This is a genomic window from Siccibacter colletis (assembly GCF_000696575.1).
Classification (GTDB): domain Bacteria; phylum Pseudomonadota; class Gammaproteobacteria; order Enterobacterales; family Enterobacteriaceae; genus Siccibacter; species Siccibacter colletis.
Window position 1 is genome coordinate 180,482 of the sequence record NZ_JMSQ01000001.1, and the last position, 18,576, is coordinate 199,057.

Annotated in this window: 17 protein-coding genes; 4 read left to right on the plus strand and 13 right to left on the minus strand. The window is 54.9% G+C overall.

The annotated features are described in order from the left end of the window. Window positions 1-42 precede the first annotated feature (42 nt). The 3 genes from lspA to ribF are packed head-to-tail and all read right to left on the minus strand — an operon-like array spanning window position 43 to window position 4,343. Window positions 43-549, minus strand: coding sequence for a signal peptidase II (gene lspA, locus ET34_RS0100780; RefSeq protein WP_031518654.1), 507 nt, complete (start codon window positions 547-549; stop codon window positions 43-45). Continuing rightward, window positions 549-3,365, minus strand: a complete 2,817-nt coding sequence (ileS, locus tag ET34_RS0100785; protein ID WP_031518656.1) for an isoleucine--tRNA ligase — start codon at window positions 3,363-3,365, stop codon at window positions 549-551. The genes lspA and ileS overlap by 1 nt, the downstream gene beginning before the upstream one ends. A gap of 51 nt (window positions 3,366-3,416) precedes the next feature. Beyond that, complete coding sequence (gene ribF / locus ET34_RS0100790; protein ID WP_031518658.1) at window positions 3,417-4,343, minus strand: bifunctional riboflavin kinase/FAD synthetase; 927 nt, start codon at window positions 4,341-4,343, stop codon at window positions 3,417-3,419. Between the two features lie 399 nt (window positions 4,344-4,742). Between ribF and rpsT the strand changes: the two genes are divergently transcribed. After that, window positions 4,743-5,006: a 30S ribosomal protein S20 gene (gene rpsT / locus ET34_RS0100795; protein WP_008461694.1), complete on the plus strand. Its 264-nt coding sequence runs from the start codon at window positions 4,743-4,745 to the stop codon at window positions 5,004-5,006. A 59-nt stretch (window positions 5,007-5,065) separates the two neighbouring features. Here rpsT and nhaR read toward each other — a convergent pair whose 3' ends face one another. The 3 genes from nhaR to ET34_RS0100810 form a co-directional block, all read right to left on the minus strand. Continuing rightward, a complete protein-coding gene (gene nhaR / locus ET34_RS0100800; RefSeq protein ID WP_031518661.1) occupies window positions 5,066-5,959 on the minus strand; it encodes a transcriptional activator NhaR in 894 nt (297 codons plus the stop codon). A 53-nt stretch (window positions 5,960-6,012) separates the two neighbouring features. Then, entirely contained in the window at window positions 6,013-7,188 is a 1,176-nt protein-coding gene (gene nhaA, locus ET34_RS0100805; protein ID WP_031518662.1) for a Na+/H+ antiporter NhaA, read from the minus strand. 202 nt (window positions 7,189-7,390) lie between these two features. Continuing rightward, window positions 7,391-9,478, minus strand: coding sequence for a glycosyl hydrolase family 18 protein (locus tag ET34_RS0100810; RefSeq protein ID WP_031518664.1), 2,088 nt, complete (start codon window positions 9,476-9,478; stop codon window positions 7,391-7,393). Between the two features lie 405 nt (window positions 9,479-9,883). Between ET34_RS0100810 and ET34_RS0100815 the strand changes: the two genes are divergently transcribed. Both ET34_RS0100815 and ET34_RS0100820 read left to right on the plus strand, forming a co-directional pair. Beyond that, window positions 9,884-10,339 (plus strand): winged helix-turn-helix domain-containing protein, encoded by a 456-nt coding sequence (locus ET34_RS0100815; protein WP_031518666.1) that lies wholly within the window; start codon window positions 9,884-9,886, stop codon window positions 10,337-10,339. Window positions 10,340-10,349: 10 nt separating this feature from the next. After that, on the plus strand, window positions 10,350-10,889 hold the full coding sequence (locus ET34_RS0100820) for a glycoside hydrolase family 108 protein (RefSeq protein WP_031518667.1): 540 nt from the start codon (window positions 10,350-10,352) through the stop codon (window positions 10,887-10,889). 49 nt (window positions 10,890-10,938) lie between these two features. On the opposite strand, the gene ET34_RS0100825 is transcribed toward ET34_RS0100820, so the two are convergent. From ET34_RS0100825 to dnaK, 4 genes are all read right to left on the minus strand, one after another. Continuing rightward, window positions 10,939-11,283: a phage holin family protein gene (locus ET34_RS0100825; protein ID WP_031518669.1), complete on the minus strand. Its 345-nt coding sequence runs from the start codon at window positions 11,281-11,283 to the stop codon at window positions 10,939-10,941. Window positions 11,284-11,435: 152 nt separating this feature from the next. After that, window positions 11,436-12,386, minus strand: a complete 951-nt coding sequence (locus tag ET34_RS0100830) for a LysR family transcriptional regulator (RefSeq protein ID WP_031518671.1) — start codon at window positions 12,384-12,386, stop codon at window positions 11,436-11,438. A 293-nt stretch (window positions 12,387-12,679) separates the two neighbouring features. Continuing rightward, window positions 12,680-13,822, minus strand: coding sequence for a molecular chaperone DnaJ (gene dnaJ / locus ET34_RS0100835; RefSeq protein ID WP_031518673.1), 1,143 nt, complete (start codon window positions 13,820-13,822; stop codon window positions 12,680-12,682). Between the two features lie 82 nt (window positions 13,823-13,904). Further along, on the minus strand, window positions 13,905-15,821 hold the full coding sequence (dnaK, locus tag ET34_RS0100840; RefSeq protein ID WP_031518674.1) for a molecular chaperone DnaK: 1,917 nt from the start codon (window positions 15,819-15,821) through the stop codon (window positions 13,905-13,907). 293 nt (window positions 15,822-16,114) lie between these two features. Between dnaK and satP the strand changes: the two genes are divergently transcribed. Further along, window positions 16,115-16,681, plus strand: a complete 567-nt coding sequence (gene satP, locus ET34_RS0100845) for an acetate uptake transporter (protein ID WP_031518676.1) — start codon at window positions 16,115-16,117, stop codon at window positions 16,679-16,681. 37 nt (window positions 16,682-16,718) lie between these two features. Here the strand turns inward: satP and ET34_RS0100850 are convergent, their stop codons facing one another. The 3 genes from ET34_RS0100850 to trmB form a co-directional block, all read right to left on the minus strand. After that, window positions 16,719-17,435 (minus strand): YggN family protein, encoded by a 717-nt coding sequence (locus ET34_RS0100850; RefSeq protein ID WP_031518678.1) that lies wholly within the window; start codon window positions 17,433-17,435, stop codon window positions 16,719-16,721. A 74-nt stretch (window positions 17,436-17,509) separates the two neighbouring features. Beyond that, a complete protein-coding gene (locus ET34_RS0100855; protein WP_031518679.1) occupies window positions 17,510-17,836 on the minus strand; it encodes a YggL family protein in 327 nt (108 codons plus the stop codon). Next, the gene (gene trmB, locus ET34_RS0100860; RefSeq protein ID WP_031518681.1) at window positions 17,836-18,555 is read right to left on the minus strand and encodes a tRNA (guanosine(46)-N7)-methyltransferase TrmB; all 720 of its coding nucleotides are present in this window, start codon (window positions 18,553-18,555) and stop codon (window positions 17,836-17,838) included. Before trmB ends, ET34_RS0100855 begins: the two co-directional genes overlap by 1 nt. Window positions 18,556-18,576 lie beyond the last annotated feature (21 nt).

Genomic DNA, 18,576 nt, shown 5'->3' on the forward strand with positions numbered 1-18,576 from the left:
AAGGCGGGGTCGCTTACGCTCGCCCGCCATAAGAAGCGACTATCAGGCGCGGTCAGGCTGCTTTTTATCGGCGGTCGGGATAAACCCTTCCAGCACGATCAGCGCCGCGCCGATGCAGATGGCGGTATCAGCCAGGTTAAAGGTCGCGAAGTGCCAGTTGCCGACGTAGAAGTCGATCATATCGACCACAAAGCCGTGCCACAGACGATCGAACAGATTGCCCAGCGCACCGCCAATGATCAGGGCGTAAGCAATGTTATTCAGCTTCTGGCTCGCCTTTGCACGATACATCAGCACCGTCAGCACCACGCAGATACCGATAGCGATACCGGCAAAGAACCAGCGCTGCCAGCCGCCTTTATCCGCAAGAAAGCTAAATGCCGCGCCGTAGTTGCGGGCGTAATGCAGATTGAGCGACGGGAACAGGGAAACCGTCTCCCCCAGCTGGAAGTGCTGGAGGATTAACGCTTTACTGCCCAGATCGATAATCAGCACGGCTACCACCAGCCAAAGCCAGCGCAGCCCGGTTGAAAGAATCGGTTTACTCATCAGGCAAACTTACGTTTTTCGCCGTCACCGGCGACGTTGCTGACACAGCGACCGCAGATTTCTGCGTGTTCCGCCACCTGACCGATATCGGTGGTGTAGTGCCAGCAGCGCGGGCACTTCTCACCTTCGGCTTTGTACAACGCGACCTTCAGCCCTTTGAGCAATTCGCTCTGCTGCGCGTCATCCGTTGCCGCTGAATAATCGTCAACCTGCGCCTGCGAGGTCAACAGGACAAATCGTAATTCGTCCCCCAGCGCCGTCAGCTTCGCAGCGAGTTCCGGTTCGGCAAACAGCGTCACCGCCGCTTCCAGCGAGCCGCCCACGCGCTTGTCGGCGCGCGCCTGCTCGATAACCTTGTTCACTTCACCACGCACTTTCAGCAGTGTTTCCCAGTAAGCGTCGTTCATCGCTTCAGTTTCCGCCAGCCCGAACAGGCCGGTGTACCATTCGCCGGTGAAGACGTACTGCTCGCGTTTGCCCGGCAGGTAGCCCCAGATCTCGTCCGCGGTAAAGGACATGATCGGTGCCATCCAGCGCACCAGCGCTTCGCTGATGTGCCACAGCGCGGTCTGGCAGCTGCGACGCGCCACGCTGTCCGCTTTTGCGGTGTACTGGCGGTCTTTGATGATGTCGAGGTAGAACGAGCCCATCTCTACAGAGCAGAAACGCATCAGGCGCTGTACCACTTCGTGGAAGTCGTACGAGTCGTAGGCCTTGATGATGTCTTCCTGCGCGGCTTTAGCGCAGCCTACCGCCCAGCGATCCAGCACCACCATCTCTTCCGGTTTCACCATATCGGTTTCCGGATTGAAGCCGTTGAGGTTCGCCAGCAGGAAACGCGCAGTGTTACGGATGCGACGATAGCTGTCGGCAGCGCGTTTCAGGATCTCATCGGACACCGCCATCTCGCCGGTGTAGTCAGTAGACGCCACCCACAGACGCAGAATATCCGCGCCCAGTTTGTTCATCACATCCTGCGGCGACACGGTGTTGCCGATGGATTTCGACATTTTGCGGCCCTGACCGTCCACGGTGAAGCCGTGGGTCAGTACCTGGCGGTACGGCGCTTTGCCTTTCATGGCGGTGGAGATCATCAGGGAGGACATGAACCAGCCGCGATGCTGATCGGAGCCTTCCAGATACATATCCGCCGCGTGACCGGCAAACTCAGGACGCACGTCAACGACAGAAGAGTGCGTCGAGCCGGAGTCGAACCAGACATCAAGGGTATCCGGGACTTTGACATAGTGGTCAGCGTCGTCGCCCATGATGTCGCGCGGGTCGAGATCCCACCACGCCTGAATGCCGTCAACTTCCACACGCTTCGCCACTTCTTCCATCAGTTCCTGGGTGCGCGGGTGCAGCTCTTCGGTGTCTTTGTGCACGAACAGGGACATCGGGACGCCCCAGGTGCGCTGACGGGAGATACACCAGTCAGGGCGGTTCGCCACCATAGATTCGATACGCGCCTGGCCCCAGTCCGGGATCCACTGCACACCTTTGATCTCCTGCAGCGACTGCGCACGCAGGCCTTTCTGGTCCATGCTGACGAACCACTGCGGCGTGGCGCGGAAGATGATCGGTGTTTTGTGACGCCAGCAGCACGGGTAGCTGTGTACCAGCTTCGCCACGTTCAGCAGCGCGCCTTTTTCACGCAGCAGCTCAACGATTTGATCGTTGGCTTTAAAGACGTTAACACCGTCCAGCGTCGGGTAGGTTCCCGGCAGATAGGTGCCGTCCGGGCCGACCGGGTTGGCGATCTCCAGACCGTACTTCTGGCTGATGGTGTAGTCGTCCGGGCCGTGGCCACCGGCGGTATGCACCGCACCGGTACCGGCATCCAGCGTGACGTGATCGCCGAGGATCGCCGGCACATCGAAGCCCATGAACGGATGCTGGAAGCGCATCAGCTCCAGCTCCGCGCCTTTTACGGTGCCGAGCACGCTGTAGTCGGAAACGTCCACGCGCTTCATCACGCTCTCAACCAGATCGCTGGCGAGGATCAGCGCCTGGCCTTCAATCTGCACCAGCGCGTAGGTAAACTCCGGCGAGAGTGAAATGGCGCGGTTCGCCGGCAGGGTCCACGGCGTGGTGGTCCAGATAACCAGTGAGAGCGGGCCGGTAACGTTCTCTGCGCCAAATTTGGCTTTAACCGCGTCGGCGTCAACGGCGTTAAAGGCTACGTCGATGGACGGCGAGGTTTTGTCGTAGTACTCAACTTCTGCTTCCGCCAGCGCGGAACGGCAGTCAACGCACCAGTGCACCGGCTTGGCACCTTTATGCAGATGGCCATTGCCGATGATTTTACCCAGCGCGCGGATAATGTTGGCTTCGGTGTTGAAATCCATGGTCAGGTAGGGACGTGACCAGTCGCCCAGCACGCCAAGACGGATAAAGTCTTCGCGCTGGCCGTCAACCTGCTCGGCGGCGTATTTGCGGCATGCAGCGCGGAACTCGGCGGCGGACACCTTCTCGCCCGGCTTACCGATAAGCTGCTCAACTTTCAGCTCGATCGGCAGACCGTGACAGTCCCAGCCCGGCACGTACGGGGAGTCATACCCGGCAAGCCCTTTGGACTTAACGATAATGTCTTTGAGAATTTTGTTAACCGAGTGACCAATATGAATGCTGCCGTTCGCATATGGAGGGCCATCATGCAGAATAAAGGTCTTTTTGCCCTTCTTCGCATTACGGATGATGCCGTACAGGTCGTCATCGTTCCAGCGCGCCAGCATACCCGGTTCGCGTTTGGCGAGATCGCCACGCATCGGGAACCCTGTTTCCGGCAAGTTCAGGGTAGATTTATAGTCACTCATCAGGTTATCAGTTCCGTATTTCGGTTTTAATGTGTCAGGCTTACGCCGGGTTCATAGCCCAAAAAAATCGCGGGCCGTTACCACATCTTTCGCGATTTGCGCTTTCAGTTCATCCAGCGAGGCAAAGCGCTGCTCGTTGCGTATTTTTTTACGCAGTATCACATCTATATGGCGACCGTACAGGTCCATTGCAACGTCCAGCAGGTGAACTTCCAGCTGCTGGCGCAGGCCGGCTACCGTCGGGCGGGTGCCGATATTGGCGACGCCGGGCAGTGGCGCGTCGGTAATACCGGTCACTTCCACCGCGTAAACCCCTTTTACCGGGGAGACCAGACGACGCAGCGGCAGATTGGCGGTCGGAAAGCCGATGGTGCGGCCCAGCGCATCGCCGTGCACCACGCGCCCGGAAATGGCGAACGGATGGCCCAGCAGGCGCTCGGCCTGCTGCAGATTATCGTCGGCCAGCGCCTGACGCACCGCCGTGCTGCTGATGCGCACGCCGTCGTCACAGTAGGTTTGCGTGCTGGTCACGTCGAAGCCGTACTCTTCACCGGCTTTCTGTAATAACAAGAAATCGCCCTGGCGACCAGCGCCGAAGCGGAAGTCGTCGCCCACCGCCAGCAGCCGGACGCCGAGACGCTCGACCAGCAGGTCGCTGACGAAGCTCTGCGCGGTAAACGCCGCGAAGCGACGGTCAAAGCGCACGCACAGCACGTAATCGACGCCGCACTCCGCCAGATAGCGCAGCTTATCGCGCAGACGGGTAAGACGCGCCGGGGCTTTATCGGCGGCAAACAGTTCAAGCGGCTGCGGCTCGAAGATCATCACCATAACGGGAAGGTTACGCGCGCGCCCTTCTTCACGGAGCCCACGCAGCAATGACTGATGCCCGCGATGTACGCCATCAAAGTTACCAATAGTCAGCACGCACCCGTGGTGGGCCGCACTCAAATTATGTATGCCGCGTATCAGCTTCATGACTGGCTCAAAACAGTGAAAATCGTCGGATTGCACATTTCTGCATCGTGTGGAATACAGGAGCGCGGCGCGCCGGGTTCCTGCAGCCATAAGATGACGAGTATACCTTGTACAGCGGTTAAGGTTAACCCGCGATTAGCCTTTGCAAACAGAAAGCGCAACGGATTTTTTCAATGCTGTCACTCCTTTGCGACAGGGCGGTGGGAAGCGCGGTAATTTTGTGCCGGAAAGACTGTATTCATGCAGTGCAAGCTGTTAGAATCCTGCGCCATCACTACGTAACGAGCGTCGACACAGTAACGGCGCTTATTTGCACAAATCCATTGACAAAAGAAGGCTAAAAGGGCATATTCCTCGGCCTTTGAATTGTCTATACAGAACATATTTGGGAGTTGGACCTTGGCTAATATCAAATCAGCTAAGAAGCGCGCCGTTCAGTCTGAAAAGGCTCGCAAGCACAACGCTAGCCGTCGCTCTATGATGCGTACTTTCATCAAGAAAGTATACGCAGCGATCGAAACTGGCGACAAAGCAGCAGCACAGAAAGCATTTAACGAAATGCAACCGATCGTGGACCGTCAGGCAGCTAAAGGTCTGATCCACAAAAACAAAGCAGCGCGTCATAAAGCTAACCTGACCGCTCAGATCAACAAACTGGCTTAATCGCCGGCTCGTTGAGCTTTGTGAAAAAAACCCGCGTAATGCGGGTTTTTTTATGCCTGCTACTCGGTGGTAAAGAGCGCTGAATAGTCGCGATTACAGATACGCTGCACCGCCGGGTGCTGAATCATCCTTTCGGCAAAGATGGCGTGATACTCCTCCATCACATTATCTATCCGTCCGATCTCCACGATATTCTTATCGCTGTAAAAATCCTGTCCGTAGAGCGTGGGTGCCACGAATATCGCGTTGTGCGCGGCCCCAAACGCTTTCATCAGCGCCGCGTCATCGAACTCGCCGAGGATCTCGACATCCAGCCCCTGACTCTGAAACCAGTTTTGCAGCTTGCGGCCCAGCATAGAACGCCGCCCCGGCACCAGCAGACGGCGCTCCGTCAGACAGGCGGGGAACGGTTTTTCCGGCAGCGGCTGCTGGCACCAGAAGCTGACGCCGCACTCGCCAATTTTCACCGAGAACAGCCCTTCCTGCTGGGTCGAATCAATCGGGCAGTCAGAGATAATCATGTCGAGCTTATGCTGGCTCAGCTGCTCAAGCAGCATCTCGTGCGTGGACTCAAAGCAGCGCAGGTGAATTTGCTCATCTTCCACTACCGCGGCATCCAGCACGCCGCTCACCAGGCGTTTTGAGAGCGCATCGGCGACACCAACGTCAAACAGCAGATGCGACTCCTTGCGGTAGTTCACGATGTCCAGCATCTCCTGGCTTAGCGTAAACATCCGGTCAGCGTAGCGATAGACCAGCTGCCCGAGCTCGCTTGGTTCAAGCCCCCTTCCCTTGCGCTTGAACAGTTTCCCTTCCAGCCGCTCTTCCAGGGCTTTGATCTGCCCGGTAATGGTCTGCGGCGTCAGGTAGAGCGCGTCAGCTGCGCCTACCACGGAGCCTTCTCTGCAAACATGCCAGAAGTAATACAAGTGATTGTAATTAATATGAGGCATAGCGGTTTCTCCCTGAACTATGCCGCTCACCCCATGTGAGCGGCGTGATGGCGTTATGCCTGTTGCGCCGGACGTGAGTAGCGCGCACGCAGCAGAGCGTAACCCGTAACGGCAGCGAGTATCGACCCGCTCAGAATGCCGAGCTTGGCCCAGGCAATAAGCCCGGCATCCACATCGCCAAACGCCAGCGAAGCGATAAAGATCGACATCGTGAAGCCGATACCGCACAGCACCCCGATGGCCATAATCTCTTTGAGCGAGGTTCCCGCCGGCAGCGAGGCCAGACGCAGGCGCACCGCCAGCGCGCAGAACAGCGTGATGCCGATGGGTTTCCCAAGGACCAGTCCGGCGATGATGCCCAGCGGCAGCACCGAGCCCAGTCCGTTCAGGGTCACGCCATCCAGCGATACCCCGGCGTTAGCGAACGCGAACAGCGGCAGGATCAGCCAGGAAACCCACGGGTGCAGCACGTGCTCCAGCGAGCGGGCCGGCGACTTTCCAGCCTGCTCTTTCAGCGGAATAAAGAAGCCGATAATCACCCCGGCAAGGGTAGCGTGTACGCCAGATTTCAGCACCGCCGTCCAGAGCACCACGCCCACCAGAATATAGATCCCCGTACGGCGCACGTTGAGTAAATTGAGCAGCGCCAGCACCGCAATCGCCGCGGCGGCAATCCCCAGCGATACCATCGACAGCTCATGGGTGTAGAACAGCGCGATAATAATGATGGCACCCAGATCGTCGATGATAGCCAGCGCCATCAGGAACACCTTCAGCGCTGGCGGCACGCGGCTGCCTAACAGCGCCAGCACGCCAAGCGCAAAGGCGATATCGGTAGCGGCCGGAATGGCCCATCCCTGACGGGTAACCGGATCCTGATAATTAAACACCAGATAGAACAGCGCTGGCACCAGCATTCCGCCGAGAGCGGCAATGACCGGAAAAGCAGCCTGCTGCCGCGTTGCCAGCGACCCCTGCACCATCTCGCGCTTCACCTCAAGGCCGATCAGCAGGAAGAACACCGCCATCAGCGCATCGTTGATCCACAACAGCATGTTTTTATTGATATCGAGCGCGCCAATGCGCACTTCAACCGGCGTGGCGAGAAAACCCTGATAACCTCCCGCCGTGGCGTCCAGGTTCGCCAGCAGCATAGCCAGCGCGGCTGCAAAAATCAGCACCACGCCGCCCGCCGCGTCGCTGCTGAAAAAGCGTTGCAAATGTTTCATCATGATTACTCTCAGGAAATTAGCACAACCGCCATGATAAGCCAGGCTATTACTCGTCAAAAGCAGTTTATCTTTGCCAATTAACTCGGTAATTACGAAATATAATCTAAGGCTAAACCAATAAAAAAGCCCCGACCGGAGCGCGTCAGGGCAAGGTATCCGCAGAGAAACGTGGATGATGCGGATAAAAGGTGAGGGAAAATCAGTAGGTACCGATATCGGTCCAGACTTTGTACTGCCCGCTGTTCAGATCCGGTTGTTCACCCTGGGAATACCAGTTCACCTGATAGTTATGGCCTTTCCAGCTCACTTTCTCGAAAGTGCCCCACTTCGCGCCGTAGATGGTATTCGCATCCCACAGCGGATAAGGTGCCGTACCGCTGGCGCTGTCATCCGGCACAGGCGTTGGCGTCGGGGTTGGCGTCGGGGTGGGTTCCGGCGTTGGGGTCGGCACAGGCGTATCCGAGCCGGAAGACGACGCGGCGGGAACCACGGTCACGACAAAGCGCTGCTGCGATGACGGTTCATTTTTACTGTCACGCACAAACAGCGTGAACTGCAGTTCGCTGCTCTGGGTCACCACCGGCACTTCAAACTCAATCACCGATGCGCTTTTATCCGCGACGCTGACGCTGGACGGCACACCCCAGCTAAAGCTCAGGGCATCATGGTCGGCGTCGGTTGATGCTTCGCCAGAGAGTTGCAGACGCGAGCCACCCACGACCCGCAGCTGAATCGCCGCGACCGGTGCATGGTTCACCGACGGCTGCGGCTCGACGTTATCGCCACCGCTGGTATCCGCCACGTTGATGCCTTCGAAATAGAACGGCTTCATGTCGATCACCTGGGTGGCGATCTCGTAACCCAGCCCTTCGCGGGCGGCATTCACCAGCACGCCGTTGTCCTGATCGATAGTCCAGGTAAACAGCCCACCGAGGTTACGACGCGCGGCATATTCGCCTTTTGCTTTGACCGAACGCGGGGTATCAAGCGACATAAACAGTTTGCTCTGCGGGTTCCAGAGATAATCCGCGTTGGCCACTTTATCGGTATAGACGTTAAAGCCGTTACGCCCTTTCTGGTTTTCCAGGTCAAGGTAGTTATAGATGGTGTCATACCATTCGGTGCTGCCCGACTCAAAGGAACCGGTGGTAGTGCCCTGCCCGGGCGAGTAACTGCCTTTCAGCGGCGAGAAGTTCTCGATTTCCGCATTGCGCGCATTTCGGGTATACCCGGCGTAACCGATGTTAATGCGGTCTGACGGGAAGCCTTCGGCAATAAGATAATCCACCACCGCTTCGATACTCCAGCCGCCAGCGGTAAGCGGAGTCAGGTTGGTATGGTGGGTCAGGGTTTCTGCCCACGGGGTGCCGAAGAAGTCATAGGTCATGACGTTGATGCCATACAGACCGGCATTCAGCAGCGCCTTCACGTTGGAGTAGCCGAGGGTTTCCACCACGGCTGAGCTGGCGATGGAGATTTTTACGTCGCTGCGCCCGGCGGCAGTCAGCTGCTTTTTCAGCTCGGCGATAACCAGCGCGTAATTGGCACCATCTTCCGGGCCGTGCGGGTTACCGTTGCCCGGCGCATTCGGGTATTCCCAGTCGATATCCACTTCGCTGAACATCGGGAACTGTTTGAACAGTTTCACCACGCCCGCGGCAAAAGTTTTGCGTGCAGAATCAGTTTTCGACATTTCGTGGAAGCCATTACTCATGGTCCAGCCGCCGATACTCATGGAAAGCGCAAGCGTATGGCCCTGCTGCTTCGCTTTTTGCTGCAGATCGCGCAGCCCGCCAAGCAAACCTTTGCTGTTCTGTTGCGTTACCGTCGCCGGGTCAATGTCCCAGCCGCTGGTGGTGTGGCCGCAGTTAACATATGACTGAAAGTCACCCCAGGGATCGAGGAAGGTCGGTTCATTGGTGTTCTTGTTGGTCAGCGCCGCAGCGTTCTCAATGGTGTACTGTTTTTCGCCTTTATCGCCGACAATCCCGAGGAAGCCAAAGACGATTTTGTCATAGGCGGTTGGCGAGACGTTGGCCAGATCGTAGCCGCGACCGCGGTTACTGGCGGAGTCATCCCCCTGCAGGCGGCCGTCATACTGCGACCAGTCGGTATAGTAGCCAAATACTTTTGGCTTACTGGCGGCTTTATATTTGTTGTATACCGGAATTGCGACACGCGCGGAGGTATAGCTATATTTTTCCACCTCACTTGCCGGTTTAAAACCATCCGCAGCATTACTGGTTTCAGTCAGGCTGTCGCTTTTGATTAATTTATTTGTTGCCATTTCATATTCCTTTTACGTGGGTTTATTAAACAGCGGGTAGCTGTGAAGCTGATAGTAAACAGCCCGTAAGGAATATCGAGTCACAAACCCTCAATTGGTATTACATGAGATTATCAACCGCAATAATTAGTTATAGATATATACGCGTCAGCGGATAAGTGTGCCAATGGTGCGCAATGCGCGGCCTTACTGCTTTTCAATATAGTATATATGTATTTTTTAGCGGAAATTATGTGGATGTTTAGCACAGTTTAACTTGGCTGCTTTTCTGCGAGTCCGGCGTCTATTACGCATCAACAATCGCAACAATGATAAAACAGTGATTGTCAGCCATTTATTCGCTTTCTAGTATCAGGCCAGCCCCAACAAATACAGCTCTCATTATAAATTTAACCAAGGTGACCCATGAAGCGTTATCTCATTAATCACAATTGCATTTATAACGAAGCAAGAAATGAAATAAAGAATACCGATAGTGCATTAATAATAAAAATGACGGCAATGCGCGCCCGCTGTCTGAGTTTCATTATCGAAAATGCTGCTGAAGGCATTATTGATAAACAAAAAATGACCTCCGCATTATGGGGAGAGCGCGGTCAGTTCGTCAGCGACGCGAACCTGACGCAGCTGCTCTACCTTATCCGCAAAGACTTACGCACCCTCGGGATCAATGACTTCTTTGTCACCATTCCCCGCATGGGCATTCGCGTTAACCAGCAGATCACCGTGGATGTCCTGCCCGAGGAGAAGATCCGCAAACGCTACGGTATCTGGAAAGTGGTGATCGTTACCGCTTTTGCACTCTCTCTGATCTCGCTTTATGCCGTGTTCGACATGCTTCAATCGACCCCCAATAGCTAAGGAAATCCTTATGAATCCGATAATTGATGGCATACTGAATATAGAAGGTGGTTACGTTAATAATCCTGCTGACCGGGGTGGTCCTACCAACTGGGGGATCACCGAAAAAACCGCGCGCGCTCATGGATATGAGGGGGATATGCAGGACCTGTCCCGTGAGGAAGCCTATCGCATTCTGGAGCAGGATTACTGGATAGCGCCAGGTTTCTATCGCGTAGCCGACCTGTCGCTGCCACTCGCATTCGAGCTATGTGATGCCGGCACTAATGTCGGTCCGGCGCATCCGTCGCGCTGGCTTCAACGCTGGTTAAATATCTTCAACCGAACCGCTAAAAAATATCCCGACTTAATTATTGATGGCGCTATCGGAAATAAAACTATTGAAGCATTGAAAAGCTATCTTGCCTGGCGTGGTAAAGAGGGGGAAAACGTTCTGCTACAGGCATTGAACTGCAGTCAGGGGGAATATTATCTGATGATCAGTGAAGCACGGGAAGTAAATGAAGAATTTATTTACGGCTGGATTAGAGAGCGGGTGAAAATTGCGTAAATATGAAACAGAAAAAGCCCGATATTATTCGGGCTTTTTTTCATGCGGATTATTTTTTTACCAGCGTGTTATTCACAATATAGGCTTTCACCTTATCACCTAACAGCCGCAGGATTGGTGATGCGAATACCCCACCCAGGCCAGCGGCCAGCATCACCATATTAAAGCTTAAGTTCCGATCGATTGCGATTACGCTTACGATAAATCCGGTAAAGCATGAAATCGCTATTTGTGCGAGGCAATCCATAATATTGCGATGAACCTCAGAGTTTTCTTCGCGTTTCATCAGAAAACAAACAAAGCCTCCCCAGCCACCAATCATAATTACGGTTATTAATATTTCCAGCTCAACCAGAATAATACGGGAAGAAGAAATATGTGCTGCAACACTCATGAGATAGTCCTCATCATTAAGTTAATTGTGTAAGTCATCTTGCGATGGGGAAATACTAACCAGAATTAACTTAGCAGCCTAATAATAACATTCAATTAAATTATTGAGACGCCTGAAATTGCGATAACAACGGCGGCGAGAGGGCTCACAGCTTACCATTTTCTGAATGATGCGATCGTCTGCATCATGGCAACGATCTCTTTCACGTCTGCCAGGTGCCTGTTTTTACGATACCAGTTAGCGTAGAGAGTTTGTGAGCTGAATTTTAGCTCTTCGGGCAGGGCTAACAACGCAATACTGTATTTTTTCTGGATCTGGAAAAAACGTGCCAGCCGGTAGGGTAACACGGCGATGCAGGAAGAGTTTTCTACCGCGCTGATAAGTCCATTGATCGAGTCGGTACGGTAACCAATGCGCCGTGAGCGTGCACTGTTTAACTCCGGGAGAATAGTATTGCGCTTTCCTTCCGCTAATACCGGCAGCGCATCGGACTGGTACACCGCATGGGGAAATGAAAAAAAGTGATATAACGTCAGATCAGGTAGTTCTGCCAGCGGATTATGCAGCGCGCAGACCACGCAATAATCATGAAAATGTTCGATAGCGACATTTTCCACCGCATTATCGACGAGCGGCTTCAGGGTTAATGCCATATCAGCCGTGCCGCTGGTGAGCGACTCTTTATAATGCTGGGGGTTCTGCGGCGTGGTGGAACAATATTTGATCAGATAGCGCGTGAAGGGTTCATAGTCGAAGAGCTGGGAGAAGTAATACTGCTCATTAATATCATTACCCAGAATGGTTAATTCCTGCATTACTCCGGGCCGCTGTGGCTGCTCAAGGGTGGAAGCCACAATATCCAGCACCTGGCTGTAAGCGCTGTGAATTTCCCGTGCCCGGCTGGTGGGTGCCAGACCTTCGCGGGTGCGGACAAACAGCTCTTCGCTGTAAACATTTTGCAGGCGCTGTAGTGCCTGAGAAATGGCGGCGGGCGTTACCTGAAGCCGCTTCGAAGCACGGGTGGCGTTGCCAGCGCTAATCACCGCATCAAGAACCTTAATCAAATTTAAATCGAAATCCTTGATTACAGGGTTAGCGCTCATATCCCCTCACCAGGCATGAATTTATTGAAGAAACGAGACTATAACGTTATTAGAATTGGCTTTGATAACTTTTATTATCATTTGAAGTACAGAGAGGCAGTAAAGCGAAATCACTAAAAATAAATTATCAACAGCAGACTAACTGCAGCGAATCATTTGATAACTTTGACTTAAGAAAACATAATAAGATTCTTCTTAATAAGAAGAAATAATGAGCAGCTTCGCCAATTGAGGAAATAAAAAACCCCGACCTCCATTTCGGAATCGGGGTGGGGTATCACCGCGCAAAAAGATTAACGCGTCAGATCGTCAAAGAACTTTTTCACACCGTCGAAGAAGCTTTTTGACCGCGGGCTATTGTGCTCGCCGGTCGGGCCACCAAAGCTCTCCTGCAGATCTTTCAGCAGCTGCTTCTGTTTTTCGTTCAGGCTAACCGGGGTTTCAACTACCACGCGGCACAGCAGGTCACCCTGCGCGCCACCGCGTACCGATTTCACGCCTTTACCGCGCATGCGGAACAGCTTACCGGTCTGGGTTTCGCTCGGCACTTTAAGCATCACGCGACCATCAAGGGTCGGCACTTCAATCTCGCCGCCCAGGGCTGCCATCGCAAAGTTAATCGGCACTTCACAGTACAGGTTGTTGCCTTCGCGCTCGAAGATCGGGTGCTGTTTTACCTGCACCTGAACATAGAGATCGCCTGCCGGTGCGCCGTGCTCGCCGGCTTCACCTTCGCCTGCCAGACGAATGCGGTCGCCGGTGTCCACGCCCGCCGGGATTTTAACCGACAGGGTTTTGGATTTTTCCACGCGACCGTGGCCGTGGCATTTGTTGCACGGATCTTTAATGATGGTACCGCGGCCCTGACAGTGCGGACACGCCTGCTGTACCGCAAAGAAGCCCTGACGCATCTGAACCTGGCCTGCGCCGTGGCAGGTCGGACAGGTCTGCGGCTGGGTACCGGGTTTAGCGCCGTTGCCGTGGCAGACATCACACTCTTCCAGCGTCGGAATGCGGATCTCTTTGGTCACGCCGCGTACCGCTTCTTCCAGCGTCAGCTCCATGTTGTAGCGCAAATCGGAGCCACGCGCGGCGCGACGACCGCGGCCGCCACCGAAGATGTCACCGAATACGTCGCCAAAGATATCGCTGAAGTCGGCACCGCCGCCGCCGAAGCCGCCGCCATAACCACCACCGCCCATGCCGCCCTGTTCAAAGGCCGCATGACCGTACTGATCGTAGGCCGCACGCTTCTGCGCATCGGTCAGAATTTCGTAGGCTTCTTTAATCTCTTTAAATTTGCCTTCGGCCTCTTTGTCACCCTGGTTACGGTCCGGGTGAAACTTCATGGCCAGGCGCTTATACGCCTTTTTGATTTCACGCTCTTCCGCTGTTTTCGGAACGCCTAAAACCTCGTAATAGTCTCTTTTCGCCATCGCTGTTACAGCCCTCAACATGAATAAACGGGCGTGGAGGAAACCCTCAACGCCCGTGTCAGTCTTACCCGTTCAAGGGCGATTATTTCTTATCTTTTACTTCTTCGAACTCAGCGTCGACCACGTCGTCTTCTTTCGCGTTGTTCGCAGAAGCGTCAGCGGAACCCGTCTGCTGCTGGGCGTGCTGCTGCTGTGCGATTTCCATCAGCTTCTGGGAAACCTGCGCCAGCGCCTGCATCTTCGCTTCGATATCGGCTTTATCTTCACCTTTCAGTGAGGTTTCCAGCTCGCTCAGCGCGGACTCGATAGCGGTTTTGTCTTCGGCCGGCAGCTGCTCGCCCGCTTCTTCAACCTGCTTACGGGTGCTGTGCAGCAGGTGGTCGCCCTGGTTGCGGGTCTGAACCAGCTCTTCGAACTTACGGTCAGACTCGGCGTTAGCTTCCGCTTCCTGCACCATTTTCTGGATCTCTTCTTCGTTCAGACCGGAAGAGGCCTTGATGGTGATCTTCTGCTCTTTACCGCTGTTTTTGTCTTTCGCGGAAACATGCAGGATACCGTCAGCATCGATATCGAAGGTAACTTCGATCTGCGGCATGCCGCGCGGTGCCGGGTTGATGCCATCCAGGTTGAACTGACCCAGAGATTTGTTATCACCGGCGCGTTTACGCTCACCCTGCAGCACGTGGATGGTTACCGCAGACTGGTTGTCTTCTGCAGTAGAGAACACCTGGCTGTGCTTGGTCGGGATGGTGGTGTTTTTGCTGATCAGCGCCGTCATCACGCCACCCATGGTTTCGATACCCAGCGACAGCGGGGTAACGTCCAGCAGCAGTACGTCTTTTACGTCGCCGGTCAGAACGCCGCCCTGAACCGCAGCACCGATGGCCACTGCTTCATCCGGGTTTACGTCTTTACGCGGCTCTTTACCGAAGAACTCAGCAACTTTTTTCTGCACCATCGGCATACGGGTCTGACCGCCGACCAGGATAACGTCCTGGATGTCGGAAACGGACAGGCCAGCATCCTGCAGAGCAACTTTCAGCGGCTCGATAGAACGGTTTACCAGGTCTTCTACCAGGCTTTCCAGTTTCGCACGGGTCACTTTGATGTTCATGTGTTTCGGACCGGTCGCGTCTGCAGTGATGTACGGCAGGTTCACGTCGGTCTGCTGTGCAGAAGAAAGTTCGATTTTCGCTTTCTCTGCCGCTTCTTTCAGGCGCTGCATCGCCAGCGGATCGTTGCGCAGGTCGATGCCCTGATCTTTCTTAAACTCTTCAACGAGGTAGTTGATCATGCGGCTGTCGAAGTCTTCACCACCCAGGTGGGTATCACCGTTGGTCGCCAGTACTTCGAAGGTTTTTTCGCCGTCAACTTCGTCGATTTCGATAATAGAGATATCGAAGGTACCACCACCGAGGTCGTAAACCGCGATCGTGCGGTTGCCAACTTCTTTATCCAGGCCGTAAGCCAGTGCGGCAGCGGTCGGTTCGTTGATGATACGTTTTACTTCCAGACCCGCGATACGGCCGGCGTCTTTAGTCGCCTGACGCTGCGCATCGTTAAAGTAGGCCGGAACGGTGATAACCGCTTCAGTTACCGGTTCGCCCAGGTAATCTTCCGCCGTTTTCTTCATTTTTTTCAGCACTTCAGCAGAGATCTGCGGCGGTGCCATTTTCTGTCCTTTCACGTCCAGCCATGCGTCGCCGTTGTCAGCGCCGATGATTTTGTACGGCATGATGGAAACATCACGCTGCACTTCTTCGTCCTGGAAGCGGCGGCCGATCAGGCGTTTGATCGCAAACAGGGTGTTCTGCGGGTTCGTCACTGCCTGACGTTTAGCCGGCTGACCTACCAGAGTTTCACCGTCCTGCGTATAGGCAATGATTGAAGGGGTAGTACGGTCACCCTCGGCGTTTTCCAGCACGCGTGCTGTGGTGCCATCCATAATCGCTACACAAGAGTTGGTTGTGCCCAGGTCAATACCAATAATTTTACCCATCTAAACGTCTCCACTAAAAATTCGTCATCATGTGGTTGTGAACCTGTAATAAGGGCGAAACGTGCTGTTTCAACTGCCCCGCTTTTAATTTTTCAGGTTCCCTCACTGCGGTTGTCTACAAGATGGGGTCGCTCCGCCCGCCATCAAGGGGGCGATGCAAAAAATTTTTCGTTTCGCTGTGGCGAGATCATAGACGCCGCCCATACGCCTGATTATGATGCCGCGCCCGGCTGAAAAGTGTTTTCGCACCGGGAATATCACTAACATAAATTTAATGATGATTTTGAGGATCTATGGGCAACACTCAGTTGGCTAATCCGGCTCCACTGGGCTTGATGGGTTTTGGCTTGACCACCATTCTGCTCAATTTGCACAACATCGGGCTTTTTCCGTTAGACGGCATCATCCTTGCGATGGGCATATTTTACGGCGGCCTGGCGCAGATTTTCGCGGGTCTGCTGGAGTATAAAAAAGGTAATACCTTTGGTCTGACGGCGTTTACCTCTTACGGCGCGTTCTGGCTGACGCTGGTGGCCATCCTGGTCATGCCGAAATTTGGTATGGCCGAGCCGGCAAACGGGCATTTCCTCGGCGTTTACCTGGCGCTGTGGGGCGTGTTCACGCTGTTTATGTTCTTCGGCACCCTGAAGGGCGCGCGCGTCCTGCAGTTTGTGTTTCTGAGCCTGACGGTGCTGTTCGCCCGGCTGGCCGTGGGTCATCTGCTGGATAACGAGGGCATCGTTCACATTGCGGGCTGGATTGGCATCGTGTGTGGCGCCAGCGCGGTCTACCTGGCGATGGGCGAAGTGCTGAACGAGCAGTACGGTCGCACCGTGCTGCCGATTGGCGAGCCAAAATAAGTAAAAACGCCTCTCCTTGTGGGGAGAGGCGTACCGGTTACTTCAGGCCGGATACCAGCGTTTTACGCTGATCTTCAAGCGACACCACCCTGGCGCACACCGCTTTTCCGAAACCTTCAAAATCTTTTTCCTGCTTTTTCCACTCGGTCTGAATCGCGCTTTGCAGCCCGCCCATGCTGCCGAGAATGCCCTGCAACGGATTGCCGCCGCCGGAGGTCACCGCTTTAGCACCCATCTCGTTGATGCTGTCCTGTAGCAGGCCGCCCATGGTCTGATTCACCAGTTGCTGACCTTCCGCTCGCACCTGGTCGATGGCTTTGTAATGGAATGCCATGCCGTCGCTGCGGCGCTCCAGAATGCGGTTCATCTGGGTTTTCAGCTGACCATCAAGGGTCGTCAGGCGCTTGCGCATGTTGCTGCTGGAACCCACCTGCTCGGTGATAATTTTGTCGAGCGCCACGCGGCCTCTTTCGAGGCGGGCACGGGCACCTTCGTCAATCCACGGCAGCGCCGAGCGCAGATCGGTCTGATAATCCCTGGCCTGCTCGCGCTGGGCGGCGGTGAGGCTTACCTGTTTGCCGTTAAACATCACGCCGCCGTCCGGGCCAATGACCAGGTTGCCATTCTCACCCACGACCTGCACGGTCTGCGGGCTTAAAATCACATCATCTTTTGGTGTGACACTGCATTTGTATTCCGCATGAGCACTTACGGCGGTTGCCATCAGCGCCACCAGCAGCGTTTTACGCATCATAAACTCTTCCTCACATCCATCAGGGCCTGGCTCTCAGACAAAAACGGGCCGGCAAGCCGACCCGCTGTTCATGCTTAATCCCACCATACGTCGAAGAGTTCGCTGGTGCGCACCTCTTCGAGTTTGCGATCCTCAAGCCATTTGCGCACCAGCGCCTGATGCTCTTCGGTGCACTTGCCGATCTCCTGCATGCAGATCAGCCCTTCCCATGCCAGATAGCCGCTGCCGTCAAACGCCAGTTTGTTCGGCTCAATCACTTCATTGATCAGATCTTCTACCGTCTGATCGATCTGCGCTTCGCTGGTCCCTTCCGGGAAGCGCCACGCCACCGAAAAGCCCAGCTCCTGGAACTCATCGATGTGCATCTTTTTACGTAAACGACGGCTGCGTTGCGTTGCCATTATTTCACCCTCTCAAACATTAAATCCCATACGCCGTGGCCTAAACGGTGGCCACGCTGCTCAAATTTAGTTACCGGGCGCGATTCCGGGCGCGGTACATAGTCCTGGGTCGGTGACAGGTTTTTATACCCGTCGAGCTGGCTCATCACTTCGAGCATATGTTCGGCATAAGGTTCCCAGTCGGTCGCCATATGGAATACGCCCCCCATCTTCAGCTTGCCTTTTACCAGCTCGGCAAACGGCGCCTGCACGATGCGGCGCTTGTTGTGGCGCGCTTTATGCCACGGGTCCGGGAAGAACAGCTGCACCATGGTCAGGGCATTATCCGGGATCATTTTCTCCAGCACTTCCACCGCGTCGTGACACATCACGCGCAGGTTGCTGATGCCCTCTTCCTGAGCCGCACTCAGGCAGGCACCCACGCCCGGCTGGTGAACTTCAATCCCGAGGAAGTTCTGATACGGATTGGCTTTCGCCATGGTGACCAGCGACGCGCCCATGCCGAAGCCAATCTCCAGCGTGGTTGGCGCATCGCGGCCAAACAGCGCCACCAGATCGAGCGGCTGCGCGGTGTACTCCACGCCCATCACCGGCCAGAGATGGTCCAGCGCGTGTTGCTGACCTTTGGTCAGGCGTCCCTGGCGGCGGACAAAGCTACGAATACGGCGCAGCGGGCGTCCGTTTTCATCAAATTCCGGTGAAATGACGTCGTTATTCATAAAAAATCAGTCTGCTTGAGT